Genomic DNA, 13,578 nt, shown 5'->3' with positions numbered 1-13,578 from the left:
GGTTTTTTTTTTTGATCTCAATCCTAAGTGTTAATAAGTAACGTAATCGATGATTTCCAAACCATAGCCTATCATCCCCACCCTTTTCTTTTGCTGAGAATTGGACATCAGTTTAATTTTATGCACGCCCAGGTCATGTAATATCTGAGCTCCAATACCAAAGTCCTTTTCATCCATGACGACTCCCGGTGCCTTGGCTACACCTTCGTTTTGATTCTTTTTCAGTTCTTTCAGTCTGGAAATCAGGTTCAATCCCTGAACATCCTGGTTAATAAAGACAATAGCCCCTTTGCCTTCAGCATTGAGCTGCTTAAACATATTATCAAGTTTTTGATCTGCATTGGAAGTCAATGTACCCAGAATATCGTTATTGACAAGGGTGGAGTTCATACGAACCAAAACCGGTTCATCGGTTTTCCACGTGCCTTTGGTTAGAGCTAAATGGACCTGATCGTTGGTCGTTTGATGATAAGCTCTCAATCTGTACTGACCAAATCTTGTATTGCATTCAAAATCCTCAGATTTCTCAATAAGTGAATCGTGCTGCATTCTATACGCCACAAGGTCTTCAATAGAAACCAGTTTGAGATCGTGTTTTCTGGCTACGTCCACCAGCTGAGGCAGTCTGGCCATACTCCCGTCCTCATTCATGATTTCACAAATGACACCGGCCGGTTTTAAACCTGCCAATCTTGCAAAATCTATAGAAGCTTCTGTATGTCCCGTACGCCGTAAAACGCCTCCCTCTTTAGCGATTAAAGGGAAGATATGTCCTGGCCTATTGAGGTCATAAGGCTTAATGCTTTCATCACAAAGTGCTTTGATCGTCTTGGCTCTGTCGGAGGCAGAAATACCTGTAGTGACACCATGCCCTCTTAGATCTACAGAAACAGTGAAGGCCGTTTCCAAAGGGTCGGTATTGTTACCAACCATGGATGTAAGATTTAAATCCTTACACCGACTTTCGGTAAGCGGGGAACAAATAAGACCTCGTCCATATTTAGCCATGAAATTGATCATTTCAGGAGTCACTTTTTCTGCGGCTGCCAGAAAATCTCCTTCATTCTCCCTGTCTTCATCATCTACCACTATGATGATCTTGCCTGCTCTCACATCATCTATGGCTTCCTGTATAGCGTCTAGCTTAATTTTTCCTTCAGTCATTTTTTTTAGTTCTAATATTAAAAACCTTCGTTTTAATCTTGTCTATAATCTTCTCAATGGGTACGGTTATAACATCTAAATTTACAAATCCTTGATCTGTCGTCGCTCTGTATGTGAGGTAAACACTTAATGGAAAAAGAATAATGGTTGACAACCAGGATCCCAAAAACGCAGGGATACTTCCTCCTTCCGCACTGTTACCAGCAAATAAGCCTATAAAATGATAGGTTAAAAAAACCAGTATGGCTACGACCATAGGCAGACCCAAACCACCTTTCCTTATGATAGCACCCAAAGGTGCACCTACAAAAAACAAAATGACACAGGCAAATGGTAAAGCATACTTATTATGCATAGACATTTCTATCTTGTTTAACAGCATTTCTTTCTTTTTCAATCTGCTTTTTTTTGAACTTATCTGTGGAATAATGCTATTGACTGAGTTTTTAGCCACATTGAAAAGTTGTGTACGTTGCCTGTAATCATATTCCCAGAATAAGCTGTCCAGTGATAAATTGGCATACACATCGTAGGTACTGTCTTGCTCTTTTTTAGCAATGAATGTTGAATCCTTAGCTCTTCCTTGCCCTTGATTGATATTTCTAGGCTTTTTTATCTCTTTTGCAGGTTTATTTACGTTTAAAGCTCTTAATACACCACTTCGTTGTTTGACTAACCTGTCATAATTCTGCTGACTTCTCTTATAATCTATGGAAAACGAATCTAATTGAATTTTAAGTTCGTTTACATTCAACATTTTATAAGGGTGCTTTAAACTTTCATCTTCGAGGTCAACATCATTAAAATTGGAAAGGTCAATATTTAAGACATACCTGTCAAATGCAGACTTTACAAAGGGAGCCTTTAAGCTCTGCTGGTAGGTTTTCGTACGAATTTCATCGTAATAATTGCCATCAAACAACACAAGAGACAGCACATTGGAATTCAATCCGGATTCCAAAACACCTCGATCTGCTTTGATCACGGTATAGTTACCTATCCTGTTTTCAGACTTTTTATGAATAATGACGTCCTCCAGGTTTTCACCATTCGGACCGCTTTTTTCACTGACTTTGATATTGATATTTCCCAGTTCATTGAAAGCACCTTCAACAATAGCCATAGAAGGTTTTACCTGAGCAATATTTTTTCGCATATTGAGCACCTTGCCTTCGGCATGTGGAATGACAGTATTGGCAAAGTAAAACGTAACAACGGCAAGCAGTAAAATAAAAACAATTAAACTTCGCATTGCTCTTTGCAACGAGATGCCCGCAGATTTCATGGCTGCAAATTCGTATTGTTCTGCAAAGCTGCCAAAGGTCATGATTGAAGCCAGTAAAATGGTCAATGGCAAAACCATGGGAATCAGGTTGGGAAGAAGAAAAAACAAAAACTTGGAAATGATTTCCAGATCGATATCTTTTCCGGCAAATTCTTCAATAAATCTCCAGACCGACTGGAGAATGAATATAAACATCAAAATTATAAAAACAGAAAGAAAGGTTTTTATAAATGAGGTGAGAATATAGCGATCTAAAATTTTCAATACCTGAAATTTAATCTAATTCGTTGATGTAGTAATCTGCATATTTAGATCTGTCAAATTCAAAATGCTTAGCCGATAAAGGTTCATTTGTTTTAAATTTTGTCACTCTAAACTCAATCTTCGTGTCGTCTGGCTGAATTTGAATCAGATTATAGATATGCTTAGTTTGCTTATCAATACCGAGTAATATTTTCTTCATTTCATTGTTTGAATCCATCGGAATTAACTCCACATATTGGATTTTTCTTCCTTTAACATCTTGTAACAAATCCATTTTAAAGCGGTAACCGTCTTTGTAAAATGTCAGCATTTTGGAAGGTGTGATTTGGTCGTCATTGGTTTCATCGTAATCTGAAATGGTCACCTCATCATCCTCCGGAACGATGGTGTATATTTTTTCACCGTCAAAAATCTGAGTGGTTCCCAAAAGGTTCAAAACATATTTTTCGCCTTTGATACTGACGTCACCGCGGGTTTCCTGGCTCATATTTTGCTCGGTGTTCTTGAGTGAGTAGATGAAATCAATCACGAAGTTATCGTAGGACTCCACTTTATCCAGCACCTCTTTTACCAAGGCTTTCGCCTCATTATCATTTTGAGCAAACGCAATATTAGTAAGGGGCAGGGTCAAAAAAATCAAGCTTAGTATGTATGTTATTTTCATGATATTGGATTATGAATTTTGTTCTTTTTTAAGTAATTCTTCAAGAGCTAGAAGATCTGGAACAAGCACCTGTCTGGCTTTACTGCCCTCGAAAGGGCCAACTATTCCTGCGGCTTCAAGCTGATCTATGATTCGACCAGCACGGTTATAGCCAAGTTTTAATTTTCGCTGTAAAAGCGAAGCGGAACCCTGCTGAGCAGTAATGATCACTTCTGCAGCATCTTTAAAGAGTTTGTCTCTGTCTTCGATATCATTATCAACACCTATGCCAGATTCCTCCCCAGAATACTCGGGTAAAAGATGAGCGTCGGCATAGGCTTTTTGGGAACCGATAAAGTCTGTGATTTTTTCAACTTCCGGAGTATCCACAAAAGCACATTGCAAGCGTATTAAATCATTACCCTGGGTAAACAACATATCTCCCCGACCTATTAACTGGTCTGCTCCACCGGCATCCAGTATGGTTCTCGAATCGATTTTGGATGTCACTCGAAAAGCCATTCTGGCCGGGAAGTTAGCTTTAATCATCCCCGTAATGACATTTACAGAGGGACGCTGCGTAGCGATAATCAGGTGAATACCAATGGCTCGTGCCAGTTGAGCCAGTCTGGCTATAGGGGTTTCCACCTCTTTGCCTGCGGTCATGATAAGGTCGGCAAATTCATCAACCACCAGAATGATATAGGGCAAAAACTTATGACCGTTTTCAGGATTCAATTTTCGAGCCTTAAATTTCGTATTGTATTCCTTGATATTACGAACCATGGCATCTTTCAATAAATCGTAACGATTATCCATTTCGATGCAAAGCGAATTCAAGGTATTAATCACTTTGGTATTATCTGTAATAATAGCTTCTTCGGTATCGGGAAGCTTCGCCAGGTAATGTCTTTCAATTTTATTGAACAAAGTCAGTTCTACCTTTTTGGGATCCACTAAAACGAACTTGACTTCAGCAGGGTGCTTTTGATACAAAAGCGAAGTCAGTATGACGTTAAGACCGACAGATTTTCCCTGCCCTGTTGCCCCTGCCATAAGCAGGTGAGGCATTTTGGCAAGATCCACAGTATAGGTTTCGTTAGAAATGGTTTTCCCCATGGCAATGGGAAGTTCCATCTCTGCATTTTGAAATTTATTGGAGGCTACAACAGACCGCATTGGAACCACAGACGGATTTTGGTTAGGAACCTCTATCCCTATCGTTCCTTTCCCTGGAATTGGAGCAATGATTCTGATGCCCAGCGCTGACAGCGATAAGGCGATATCGTCTTCCAGGTTTTTAATTTTTGAAATTCGGATTCCCGCTTCCGGTACGATTTCGTAGAGCGTGACCGTGGGTCCAACCGTCGCTTTGATTTGAGCAATCTCAATTTTATAGTTCTTGAGTGTATCTACAATTTTATTTTTATTCTGTTCCAGTTCCTTCTGGTCTATGGTAATACCACGTCCGGAATTGTAGTCTTTAAGTAATTCTATACTTGGAAACTGGTAATTAGCCAATTCCAGGGTTGGATCGAATTCACCGAAATCCTCAACTAATTTTTTACTGAGCAGATCGGATTCTTCTTCATCCTGGGCAGTCTCTACCTCCATTTCAACATCGTCCTCATCTTCAGACCTGATGACAATTTTCTCTTTTTCGGCTGGTGTTTCCGGTGATTTTTCACTGAAGCTGTGCTCAATCTCTACATCTTCATCCTGGCTGGAAGGGGATTCGGAAGGCGTAACTTTAGCTTCGCTCTCTTCCGTAGCGGTATGGCCTTCAAATTTCACTTCAGAAACCTCTTCTTTTACGTTTTCATTCTGTTTAGAGAAGGATTTTGATAAGGCATCCGGAGTCCAGTTTAATCTGGTGACCAAATAGATGATCAGCATAAATATCAAAACAAGAATAACGCCTAATTTACCTATATAATCCTGAAGAAAATCATTGACTTCATAGCCTACCACACCCCCTAAGATGGGATTTGAACTGGCAAAAAAACCAAAGCACAAAGAGAACCACAGAATGAGATAGGCACCCCAAAACCAAAGCGATCGGATCTTAAACAGTTTTAAATTCAGGAATAAATATATGCCGGTAACAAATAACATGGCTGGCAGACTAATGATGGAAACTCCAAAGCCCTTATAAATCAACAAATGACTGATATAAGCTCCAAATTTACTAAGCCAGTTTCTGGCGGTTTCTCCCCGTTCCAAAACATTTCCCAGCATGGATTGATCGGCCTGCCAGTTGAAAAAGTAAGAAATAAAGGAAATAAAAAGACCTACAGAAAAAAGTATAAGGAAACTACCAAATATAATTTTGGTACGCTTAGAGGTTTTAAAACTAAAGCTTTTCCGGGGTTGCTTTGGTCCAGTTGTTTTACTCCGTTTTGTTTTGGCCATAGAGATTGTAAGTAGGAAACAAAAATACAAATATTAACCGCTTTAACTAATCAAATTAAAGCAAGGATGTAGGGAATATAAATAATTATACCGATGATGAATGCAAAGATGCCGGCGACCAATACGGCGCCTGCAGAAATATCCTTAATTTTACCTATGGCCAGGTCATGTTCAGGCTGATTATAGTTTGCCAGTTCTTCTATAGCAGAATTGATCCCCTCTAAACTCAACACCAGAGCCATCATACCGAGTTGTGCAAACCATTCTGAAGGCGTTATTTTAAAATAAAAGCCCGCCATTACAAAAAGGACGGAAAACAGCACCTGAAATTTAAAACTATCTTCTTTTAAGCACAAATGGGATAAGCCTTTCCAGGCAAACACAAAAGATCTGAGGCGTCCCTTAATGGTTTTCAGCTTAAACATAGTCCTGATTTTTAATTTAAATTTATCATTTATTTATGCAAAAAAAAAGGAAACTGAGTTAACAGTTTCCTTTTAAAAATATGGAATGCATTTTATCTGTCGATTGAACCTAAAACCCGCTGGGCAAAGGTGTTGGCGGCGTCTTTTTCAGACATGCCTTCTTTCACCAACTTGTCCATTTCAATAGCTCCGGCTATGTTTGTAATAAGCTCTCCAACAACATCCATTTCTTCTTCTTTTACAGATCTGTGCTCGGTAAAAGATTCCAAAACTTCAATGCTATGTTCAAGTTTTTGAACATCGTTGTTTTTTTGAAAATGCTTAATTATCGGTAACTTCATTGACTAATTCTTTTAGAGATTCAAACTTGTTGGTTTGAACCTGATTCTTAAATTCTCCGTTTACAAATGTTGCAAAAGTAGGAAGGTTATCGACATTCGCCAATTTTCTAGATTCAGGATATTTCTCTGCATCTACCATGATGAATGGAATATCTTCATTCTCTCCTGCTAACTTTTTAAATTTTGGCTTCATCAGTCTGCAGTTTCCACACCAGGAAGCTGAGTATTGAACGACTACAACATCATTTTCCTTAACTGATTCCGCTAAATTATCTTGATCTAATTCTTTAAACATAATTTTAAATTTTTATGGATTCTGTAATTCAGACAACTAGTTGCTGGATAAGTAAGAAGCCACACCTTCACGGTCTGCTTTCATGCTGTCTTTACCTTCTTCCCAGTTTGCCGGACAAACCTCACCATGTTTTTGAACGTGCGTGTAGGCATCAATCATTCTAATGAACTCATTCACATTTCTTCCCAATGGCATGTGGTTAATGCTTTCCTGGAATACTGTGCCTTCTTCATCTATCAGATAAGTAGCTCTGTATGTTACATTATCTCCATCTACAGTAAGGTGTCCTTCTTCGTCGTCATACCGTTCATTGGTGACATCGAGGATGCCTAATCTGTTGCTCAAGTTTCTGTTAGAATCTGCCAGGATCGGGTAAGAAACCCCTTCAATTCCTCCGTTGTCTTTAGAGGTGTTTAACCATGCAAAATGAACTTCAGCAGTATCACAGGAAGCCCCTATAACAATAGTATTTCTTTTTTCAAATTCTGGTAAAGCTTCTTGAAAAGCATGTAGTTCAGTAGGACATACATAGGTGAAGTCTTTTGGATACCAGAATAAAACAATTTTCTTATTTTCTTTTTGAGCTTTTTCTAAAATATTAATTTGAAACGTGTCTCCCATTTCATCCATGGCATTTACTTTCAAATTCGGGAATTTTTTACCTACTAGTGTCATATGTATTTGTTTAGCTAATTATTGATTTACACGCAAAAATACATTACAGAAAGCCTGTTAACCTATAAAAATTAACATCTCTTCTTATACTGTAATAAGTTCTGCTTATAATCTTTTTATTTCGTGTTCAAACTCGAAGCAAAAGCCATTTGCAAATCTCTCTTAAGGTCCTTTGTATCTTCAATCCCCACAGAAAATCTGACGAGATTTGACTTTATGCCCTGAGCTTTACGCTCTTCGGGCGTGAGAAGCGAATGTGAAGTTTTTTCAGGTGACAAAACCGTGCTCTCCACGCCGCCCAGACTCAATACATTTTTGATGAGTTTAAGCCCGTCAAAAAACTTTTTTACATCGCATTTATCATTCAAATCGAATGACAGCATTCCTCCAAAACCATGCATCTGCGCTTTGGCAAGTTCATGCTGCGGATGTGATTTTAAGCCGGGGTAATACACGCGATCCACATAGTCGGAATTCTCCAGATATTCGGCCATGTCCTGTGCATTTATAGTTTGCTGAGTAACACGCAAATTCAAGGTTTTCATACTGCGTTCTAATAACCATACAGTCTGGTCTGCCAGGCTGCCTCCAAAGTTTTTAGCCTTGGAAAATACCTTTTTCATGATTGCTTTGGAAGAGGCTACTGCCCCTGCTGTGATGTCGCTATGTCCGCCGAGGTACTTGGTTGCACTATGAATGACGATATCGACTCCAAAATCAATAGGTGTTTGGTTGATAGGACTGGCGAAGGTATTGTCTGCCATCGTAAGCACATTATGTGTTTTGGCAAATTTAGTAACCCCTGCCATATCCGTTATTTCTAATAAGGGATTGGAGGGTGTTTCAATATAAATCAGTTTGGTTTCAGGCTTTAAAGCGGACTTTAATTTCTCCAGATTATTTACATCTACAAAATCATAGTGGATTCCATACTGCTCACATTCTTCTATTATGAAATTTCGTGTCCCTCCATAAATTTGATTTTGAAGAATCACATGATCACCAGACTTCAGGATACTCAGCATAGCAGTAGTAATTGCAGCCATTCCACTGCCAAAAATCAATGCGGATTCTGCATGCTCCAACTCAGCTACCTTTTCGGCTAACATGTGCTGATTTGGACTATTGAAATATCTTGGGTAAATAGAGGTCTCTAAACCGTCATACGCATAGGCTGTAGATAAATACATCGGAGACACTGCTCCTTTATACACTTTATCTTCTACTTCTCCGCTGTGAACACATATTGTATTAAGTCCTTTTTTCATTTTCTTTTTTTCCAAATTTAATTCTTTAGAAACAACTGGTAGATTTTGACTTTAAAATTTTTAGATAAAGGAATTTTTATCTAATTTCAGAAGCTATAAGCAAAGCCCTTATGAACTATTTCAAATTCAGTGATACTCCAGGTCTTTTAAAATACATTGATTCTGAGTCAAAAGGTCAGCCCTTTGGAGAAAAAGTGGTCAGCCTTACAAACCTCAGTGAACTCGAAACAACAGATGCTGAATATGTATTGTTTGGAATACCCACGCTTTCAAATTCAGCAGATGAATTTAAACCTGGTGATTTTAAAATGTTTCAGGCAGTCTTGCAAAGTTTATTGAATATTCAGCACAATGACTTTAACCGGGCAGAAAACCTGGTGGTTTTAGGTGAACTGGATGTAGAACTTATTTCTCATGAGATCAATCAACTGAAAACAGTTTCAGAAAAGAAAGAGCGCTATGAGCAGATCGTGAAAGAGACCACGCATAGCATCACTCAGGCCATTTGTAATCTGGGTAAAATTCCCATAGTCATAGGGGGTGATTCCGGCGATACCCTCAATCTCCTGAAAGCATCGAATTCTACAGAACAGTCCCCGCTCAACCTTTTAGACCTTTCAACACACGTCACTTTTGAACTTGAAAACTCAGGCGAATTTTTTGACAAGTACAGTGGGTTTGGTCTTCATAAAAATACGACCACGCAGGCAGAACTGGACGTTTCAACTACTTCTAAAAAACTGTCTTTTCAATTTTATGAAGATTGTTTACACCTGACCACACTGGATAAGTGCGTCAAATTTAAAAATGCCGTCGATTTTTTGAATGGACATCTCGGATTCAAACTGGATTTACAATCCATTCAGGGCATGTCTACCAACTGTGACTCATCATCTGGATTTAGCGTGAGAGACATCAGGACCTTCCTGAAAGTGATTAGAAAAGAGCAGGCAAAATTTTTCCATATGTGTGGCTTTGAAGTCTATTTGAAAGAGAACACCGGGTTTATCCTGAGTTATTTCATCTCTGACTTTATCAGAAAAGAGAATTAATTACTGCAGGTTAATCGTTAGTCCAAAAAAGCTGGAGCTTGCTGCCCTGTTGAATTGAGCATACGAATAACTAAATCTGAAGTTGTTAAATCGAACGCTCAAACCTCCTGTAAGACCTGAAAAGGCGCGTTGATCCTGAATTCTGAGCTCCTCTCCCCTTCTGAAATTATAACCAACCTGAATACTGAACACCCCATCGGGAAATAGCTCGGCCCCCAAAATAGCATGTCGCAGGGTGTTGTTGATGAATCCAGGATCATCTGCAGTTACGTTTCCACTTAAATCCTCTACATCTCTGGCTGTGTTTCTAAAGGCTATATCCCATTCCTGAAGGTTTTCAAGGGTGATATGCCAGCGGATAGGGGCATTTTTTAAAGTCTGAGAAATTCCAATCAAAACTTCGAAAGGCAGAGGTTCTCTTACTTCATCAAAAGCTTTAAACTGTGTCCCGGCGTTTCTCACAACACCCGAAACAATCAGATCCCATTCGGGATAAATGTAGCTGACACCCAGGTCTAAAGCACCGGCAAAAGAGGTGTACTGTTCTAGCTTGGAAGATATTAATTTAAGATTGGCACCCACATAGAAGTCTGTTTTTCCTATGCGTCTTGCATAACCTACAGATAATGCAGCTTCCTGTCCTCCAAAGCCAAAGGTAGAATTTCCCGACTCGTCGTAACCATCAAAACGGCCATAATCTATAAAGGTGACCCCGGCTTGTATGACCTGTGTCCTCCTGCCAAGCTCATAAGCATAAGAAGCCGTACCATAATTGACATCTGCAAAATAATTCATGTAATTGGCAGACATTTGATTGTGCATTTCAAAATTAATCAAAGCCGGATTGGCCAGAGCATTGGCAGGATCGGATGAGTAGGACGTGATGTTTTTTCCCCCAAGAGCAGAAATTTTTGGAGAAACAGGCAGGTTTAAAAACTGATACGTATTCTGACCCCCAACCTGGGCTAACGAAGGCCAGGTCATGCCCAAAAGTATGACCAAAAAAAATAACTTAAGTTTCATGAAAGTCGGTAATGCCCTGTATAAAACGAATCGCAATGTAATTTATTTTGACTTTGTGAGTATAATCGAAGTCAGGTTATTAATAAAAAACCAGATGAATTGCTCATCTGGTTTAAATATATTTCCAAATACTTAAGGATTAAAGAACCTTAGCATCTTTTACCTTTTGTTTTAAAAGCGCCAAATCCAAAACTTCATACATATCACTGACATAATTTATAGTAAGGCCTTTCAGGTATTCTTCTTTTATTTCTTCGATATCTTTTCTGTTCTCTTCACAAAGTATAAGCTCTTTGATTTTAGCACGCTTAGCCGCCAGGATTTTTTCTTTGATTCCTCCTACCGGTAAGACTTTACCTCTTAGTGTAATTTCTCCGGTCATGGCCAGATTCTTTTTCACTTTACGCTGGGTGAAAAGGGATACCAAAGAAGTTAACATGGTGATTCCTGCACTGGGACCATCTTTGGGGGTTGCGCCTTCAGGAACGTGAATATGCACATTGTAATCTGTAAAAATATCTGGGTTCAGATCAAATTTATCGGCGTTGGACTTGATGTATTCCATCGCGATGGTAGCCGACTCCTTCATGACTTTCCCCAGGTTTCCTGTAATGCTAAGATTCCCTTTTCCTTTGGATAAAATAGACTCGATAAATAAAATCTCACCCCCAACACTTGTCCAGGCTAAACCTGTGACTACGCCAGCAACTTCGTTGTTTTCATACGTATTTTTAGGTCTGTAAGGCCCCAAAATTTTCTCCAATTGTTCACTGCTCACCTTAGGCTCGTAGTCTTCTTCCATAGCGATACTTTTGGCTATGTTTCTGACCACTTTAGCGATTTTCTTCTCGAGATTACGCACCCCGGATTCTCTGGTATATCCGTCAATAATCTTTTCCAGTTGTTGCTTACCAAGCTTGATGTCTTCTTTTTGGATACCATGCTCTTGGATCTGCTTGGGAAGTAAGTGTCGCTTCGCAATTTCAATCTTCTCTTCAACCGTATACCCATTCACACGGATGATCTCCATCCTGTCCTTAAGCGCAGGATGAATAGAAGACAAATCATTGGAAGTCGCAACAAACATGACTTTGGACAAGTCATAACCGACTTCTAGGAAGTTATCGTGGAAATCGTCGTTTTGTTCGGGATCCAGTACTTCAAGCAAAGCCGAAGAGGGGTCGCCCTGATGGCTATTGCCCAGTTTATCGATCTCATCCAAAACAAAAACAGGGTTATTGGTGCCCACTTTTTTCAGGCTTTGAATAATTCTACCCGGCATGGCTCCGATATAGGTTTTACGGTGTCCGCGTATTTCAGCTTCATCGCGTAAGCCGCCAAGAGAAATCCTGGCATATTTTCTTCCCAAAGCTTCAGCTATGGATTTGCCCAAAGAGGTTTTACCTACGCCGGGAGGTCCATATAGACAAAGTATAGGCGATTTCATGTCTTTCCTCAATTTAAGTACAGCCAGGTACTCCACTATTCTTCTTTTGACATCTTCCAGACCATAATGATCTCGATCGAGTATTTTTTGAGCTCTCTTTAAGTCAAAAAGATCTTCACTGGTCTTATCCCAGGGCAGATCTAAAAACAAATCCAGATAATTACGCTGAATGGAATATTCAGCGACCTGAGGGTTCATTTTTTGAAGTTTGGCCAATTCCTTTTTAAAATGAGAATTTACAGACTCTTTCCAGGTTTTGGACTTAGCCCGCTCGCGCATGTCTTCAATTTCACCTTCCGAAGAAACCCCACCCAGTTCTTCCTGTATGGTTTTCATCTGCTGATGAAGAAAATACTCGCGCTGCTGCTGGCTCATGTCACTTTGAACTTTGGACTGAATGTCGTTTTTGAGCTCCAGCTTTTGAAACTCCACATTCATATACTTTAAAGTAGAAAGCGCTCTTTCCTTGAGATCGCTGGTTTCCAAAAGTTTTTGCTTGTCTCCCACATCTACATTCATATTGGAGGACACAAAATTGATTAGAAATGAAGAACTCTCAATATTTTTGATTGCAAAAGAAGCTTCAGAAGGAATATTTGGGCTGTCCTTGATGATACGAAGCGATAAGTCCTTAACAGAATCAATAATGGTATTGAATTCTTCGTCATCCGGAACAGGTTTCAACTCTTCAAATTCTTCAATCTTACATCTTAAATAAGGCTGATCTGTTACAGGTTCTGTGATTTTAAATCGCTTTTTTCCCTGGATAATGACGGTAGTATTCCCATCAGGCATTTTTAAAACCCTGAGAATTCTTGCCACAACACCTACTTTATGAATATCCTGAAAGCTAGGATGTTCGTCTTCATCATTTCTTTGAGCAACAACACCAATGATTTTATTGCCATTGTTGGCATCGTTAATCAATTTGATAGACTTATCTCTGCCGGCAGTTATTGGAATAACAACTCCAGGAAAAAGGACGGTATTCTTTAAGGGAAGAATGGGTAAGTCTTCTGGTAAGACTTCACGATTAATTTCTTCTTCATCTTCAGAGGTCATGAGAGGGATTAACTCTGCATCTTCATCTATGTTTTCTGTTGATAAATTATCTAGATTAAATAGTCCGGATTTTGCCATAATTATTTTTTTGTCAAAATGTCAGTTAATACTGACTCAGCTTCTCTTTTTGCGTTAAATTCTTTGAAAAACCTTGATTTTCAATTGGAATCAAGATTCAATGTGAATAGGTTCAATTCCTATGCCACGCTAAATTACTACTAT

At 39.1% G+C, this 13,578-nt stretch carries 12 protein-coding genes; 1 reads left to right on the top strand and 11 read right to left on the bottom strand.

Translation table 11 applies throughout. From position 1 onward, the window contains the following. Positions 1 to 30: 30 nt before the first annotated feature. The 9 genes from ribB to G3567_RS05255 form a co-directional block, all read right to left on the bottom strand. Complete coding sequence (gene ribB, locus G3567_RS05295) at positions 31 to 1,164, bottom strand: 3,4-dihydroxy-2-butanone-4-phosphate synthase (protein ID WP_164004274.1); 1,134 nt, start codon at positions 1,162 to 1,164, stop codon at positions 31 to 33. Continuing rightward, positions 1,157 to 2,713 (bottom strand): LptF/LptG family permease, encoded by a 1,557-nt coding sequence (locus tag G3567_RS05290; protein ID WP_164004273.1) that lies wholly within the window; start codon positions 2,711 to 2,713, stop codon positions 1,157 to 1,159. The genes ribB and G3567_RS05290 overlap by 8 nt, the downstream gene beginning before the upstream one ends. 10 nt (positions 2,714 to 2,723) lie before the next feature. Then, positions 2,724 to 3,377 carry a LolA family protein gene (locus G3567_RS05285; RefSeq protein WP_164004272.1) on the bottom strand — a complete coding sequence of 218 codons (654 nt, stop codon included), beginning with the start codon at positions 3,375 to 3,377 and terminating at the stop codon, positions 2,724 to 2,726. A 9-nt stretch (positions 3,378 to 3,386) separates the two neighbouring features. Further along, positions 3,387 to 5,768, bottom strand: a complete 2,382-nt coding sequence (locus G3567_RS05280) for a DNA translocase FtsK (protein ID WP_164004271.1) — start codon at positions 5,766 to 5,768, stop codon at positions 3,387 to 3,389. A gap of 50 nt (positions 5,769 to 5,818) precedes the next feature. Next, a complete protein-coding gene (locus tag G3567_RS05275; protein WP_164004270.1) occupies positions 5,819 to 6,193 on the bottom strand; it encodes a diacylglycerol kinase family protein in 375 nt (124 codons plus the stop codon). 92 nt (positions 6,194 to 6,285) lie between these two features. Continuing rightward, the gene (locus G3567_RS05270; RefSeq protein ID WP_164004269.1) at positions 6,286 to 6,534 is read right to left on the bottom strand and encodes a DUF6952 family protein; all 249 of its coding nucleotides are present in this window, start codon (positions 6,532 to 6,534) and stop codon (positions 6,286 to 6,288) included. Beyond that, complete coding sequence (locus tag G3567_RS05265) at positions 6,515 to 6,829, bottom strand: thioredoxin family protein (RefSeq protein WP_164004268.1); 315 nt, start codon at positions 6,827 to 6,829, stop codon at positions 6,515 to 6,517. Before G3567_RS05265 ends, G3567_RS05270 begins: the two co-directional genes overlap by 20 nt. A gap of 36 nt (positions 6,830 to 6,865) precedes the next feature. Beyond that, entirely contained in the window at positions 6,866 to 7,504 is a 639-nt protein-coding gene (locus G3567_RS05260) for a peroxiredoxin (protein WP_164004267.1), read from the bottom strand. A 116-nt stretch (positions 7,505 to 7,620) separates the two neighbouring features. After that, positions 7,621 to 8,772: a trans-sulfuration enzyme family protein gene (locus tag G3567_RS05255; RefSeq protein ID WP_164004266.1), complete on the bottom strand. Its 1,152-nt coding sequence runs from the start codon at positions 8,770 to 8,772 to the stop codon at positions 7,621 to 7,623. A gap of 110 nt (positions 8,773 to 8,882) precedes the next feature. Between G3567_RS05255 and G3567_RS05250 the strand changes: the two genes are divergently transcribed. Continuing rightward, entirely contained in the window at positions 8,883 to 9,824 is a 942-nt protein-coding gene (locus G3567_RS05250; RefSeq protein WP_164004265.1) for an arginase family protein, read from the top strand. Here the strand turns inward: G3567_RS05250 and porQ are convergent, their stop codons facing one another. Then, a complete protein-coding gene (gene porQ / locus G3567_RS05245) occupies positions 9,825 to 10,847 on the bottom strand; it encodes a type IX secretion system protein PorQ (protein WP_164004264.1) in 1,023 nt (340 codons plus the stop codon). 139 nt (positions 10,848 to 10,986) lie between these two features. Continuing rightward, a complete protein-coding gene (gene lon / locus G3567_RS05240; protein ID WP_164004263.1) occupies positions 10,987 to 13,434 on the bottom strand; it encodes an endopeptidase La in 2,448 nt (815 codons plus the stop codon). Between the last annotated feature and the right edge of the window lie 144 nt (positions 13,435 to 13,578).

Source organism: Psychroflexus aurantiacus (genome assembly GCF_010820555.1).
GTDB classification, from domain to species: Bacteria; Bacteroidota; Bacteroidia; order Flavobacteriales; family Flavobacteriaceae; genus Psychroflexus; species Psychroflexus aurantiacus.
This window is presented reverse-complemented; position numbering and strand designations above follow the sequence as displayed.

Coding starts and splice junctions, on each gene's coding strand:
- ribB (WP_164004274.1), bottom strand. CDS start 1,164: ATGACTGAAGGAAAAATTAAGCTAGACGCTATACAGGAAGCCATAGAT.
- G3567_RS05285 (WP_164004272.1), bottom strand. CDS start 3,377: ATGAAAATAACATACATACTAAGCTTGATTTTTTTGACCCTGCCCCTT.
- G3567_RS05280 (WP_164004271.1), bottom strand. CDS start 5,768: ATGGCCAAAACAAAACGGAGTAAAACAACTGGACCAAAGCAACCCCGG.
- G3567_RS05275 (WP_164004270.1), bottom strand. CDS start 6,193: ATGTTTAAGCTGAAAACCATTAAGGGACGCCTCAGATCTTTTGTGTTT.
- G3567_RS05270 (WP_164004269.1), bottom strand. CDS start 6,534: ATGAAGTTACCGATAATTAAGCATTTTCAAAAAAACAACGATGTTCAA.
- G3567_RS05265 (WP_164004268.1), bottom strand. CDS start 6,829: ATGTTTAAAGAATTAGATCAAGATAATTTAGCGGAATCAGTTAAGGAA.
- G3567_RS05260 (WP_164004267.1), bottom strand. CDS start 7,504: ATGACACTAGTAGGTAAAAAATTCCCGAATTTGAAAGTAAATGCCATG.
- G3567_RS05255 (WP_164004266.1), bottom strand. CDS start 8,772: ATGAAAAAAGGACTTAATACAATATGTGTTCACAGCGGAGAAGTAGAA.
- G3567_RS05250 (WP_164004265.1), top strand. CDS start 8,883: ATGAACTATTTCAAATTCAGTGATACTCCAGGTCTTTTAAAATACATT.
- porQ (WP_164004264.1), bottom strand. CDS start 10,847: ATGAAACTTAAGTTATTTTTTTTGGTCATACTTTTGGGCATGACCTGG.
- lon (WP_164004263.1), bottom strand. CDS start 13,434: ATGGCAAAATCCGGACTATTTAATCTAGATAATTTATCAACAGAAAAC.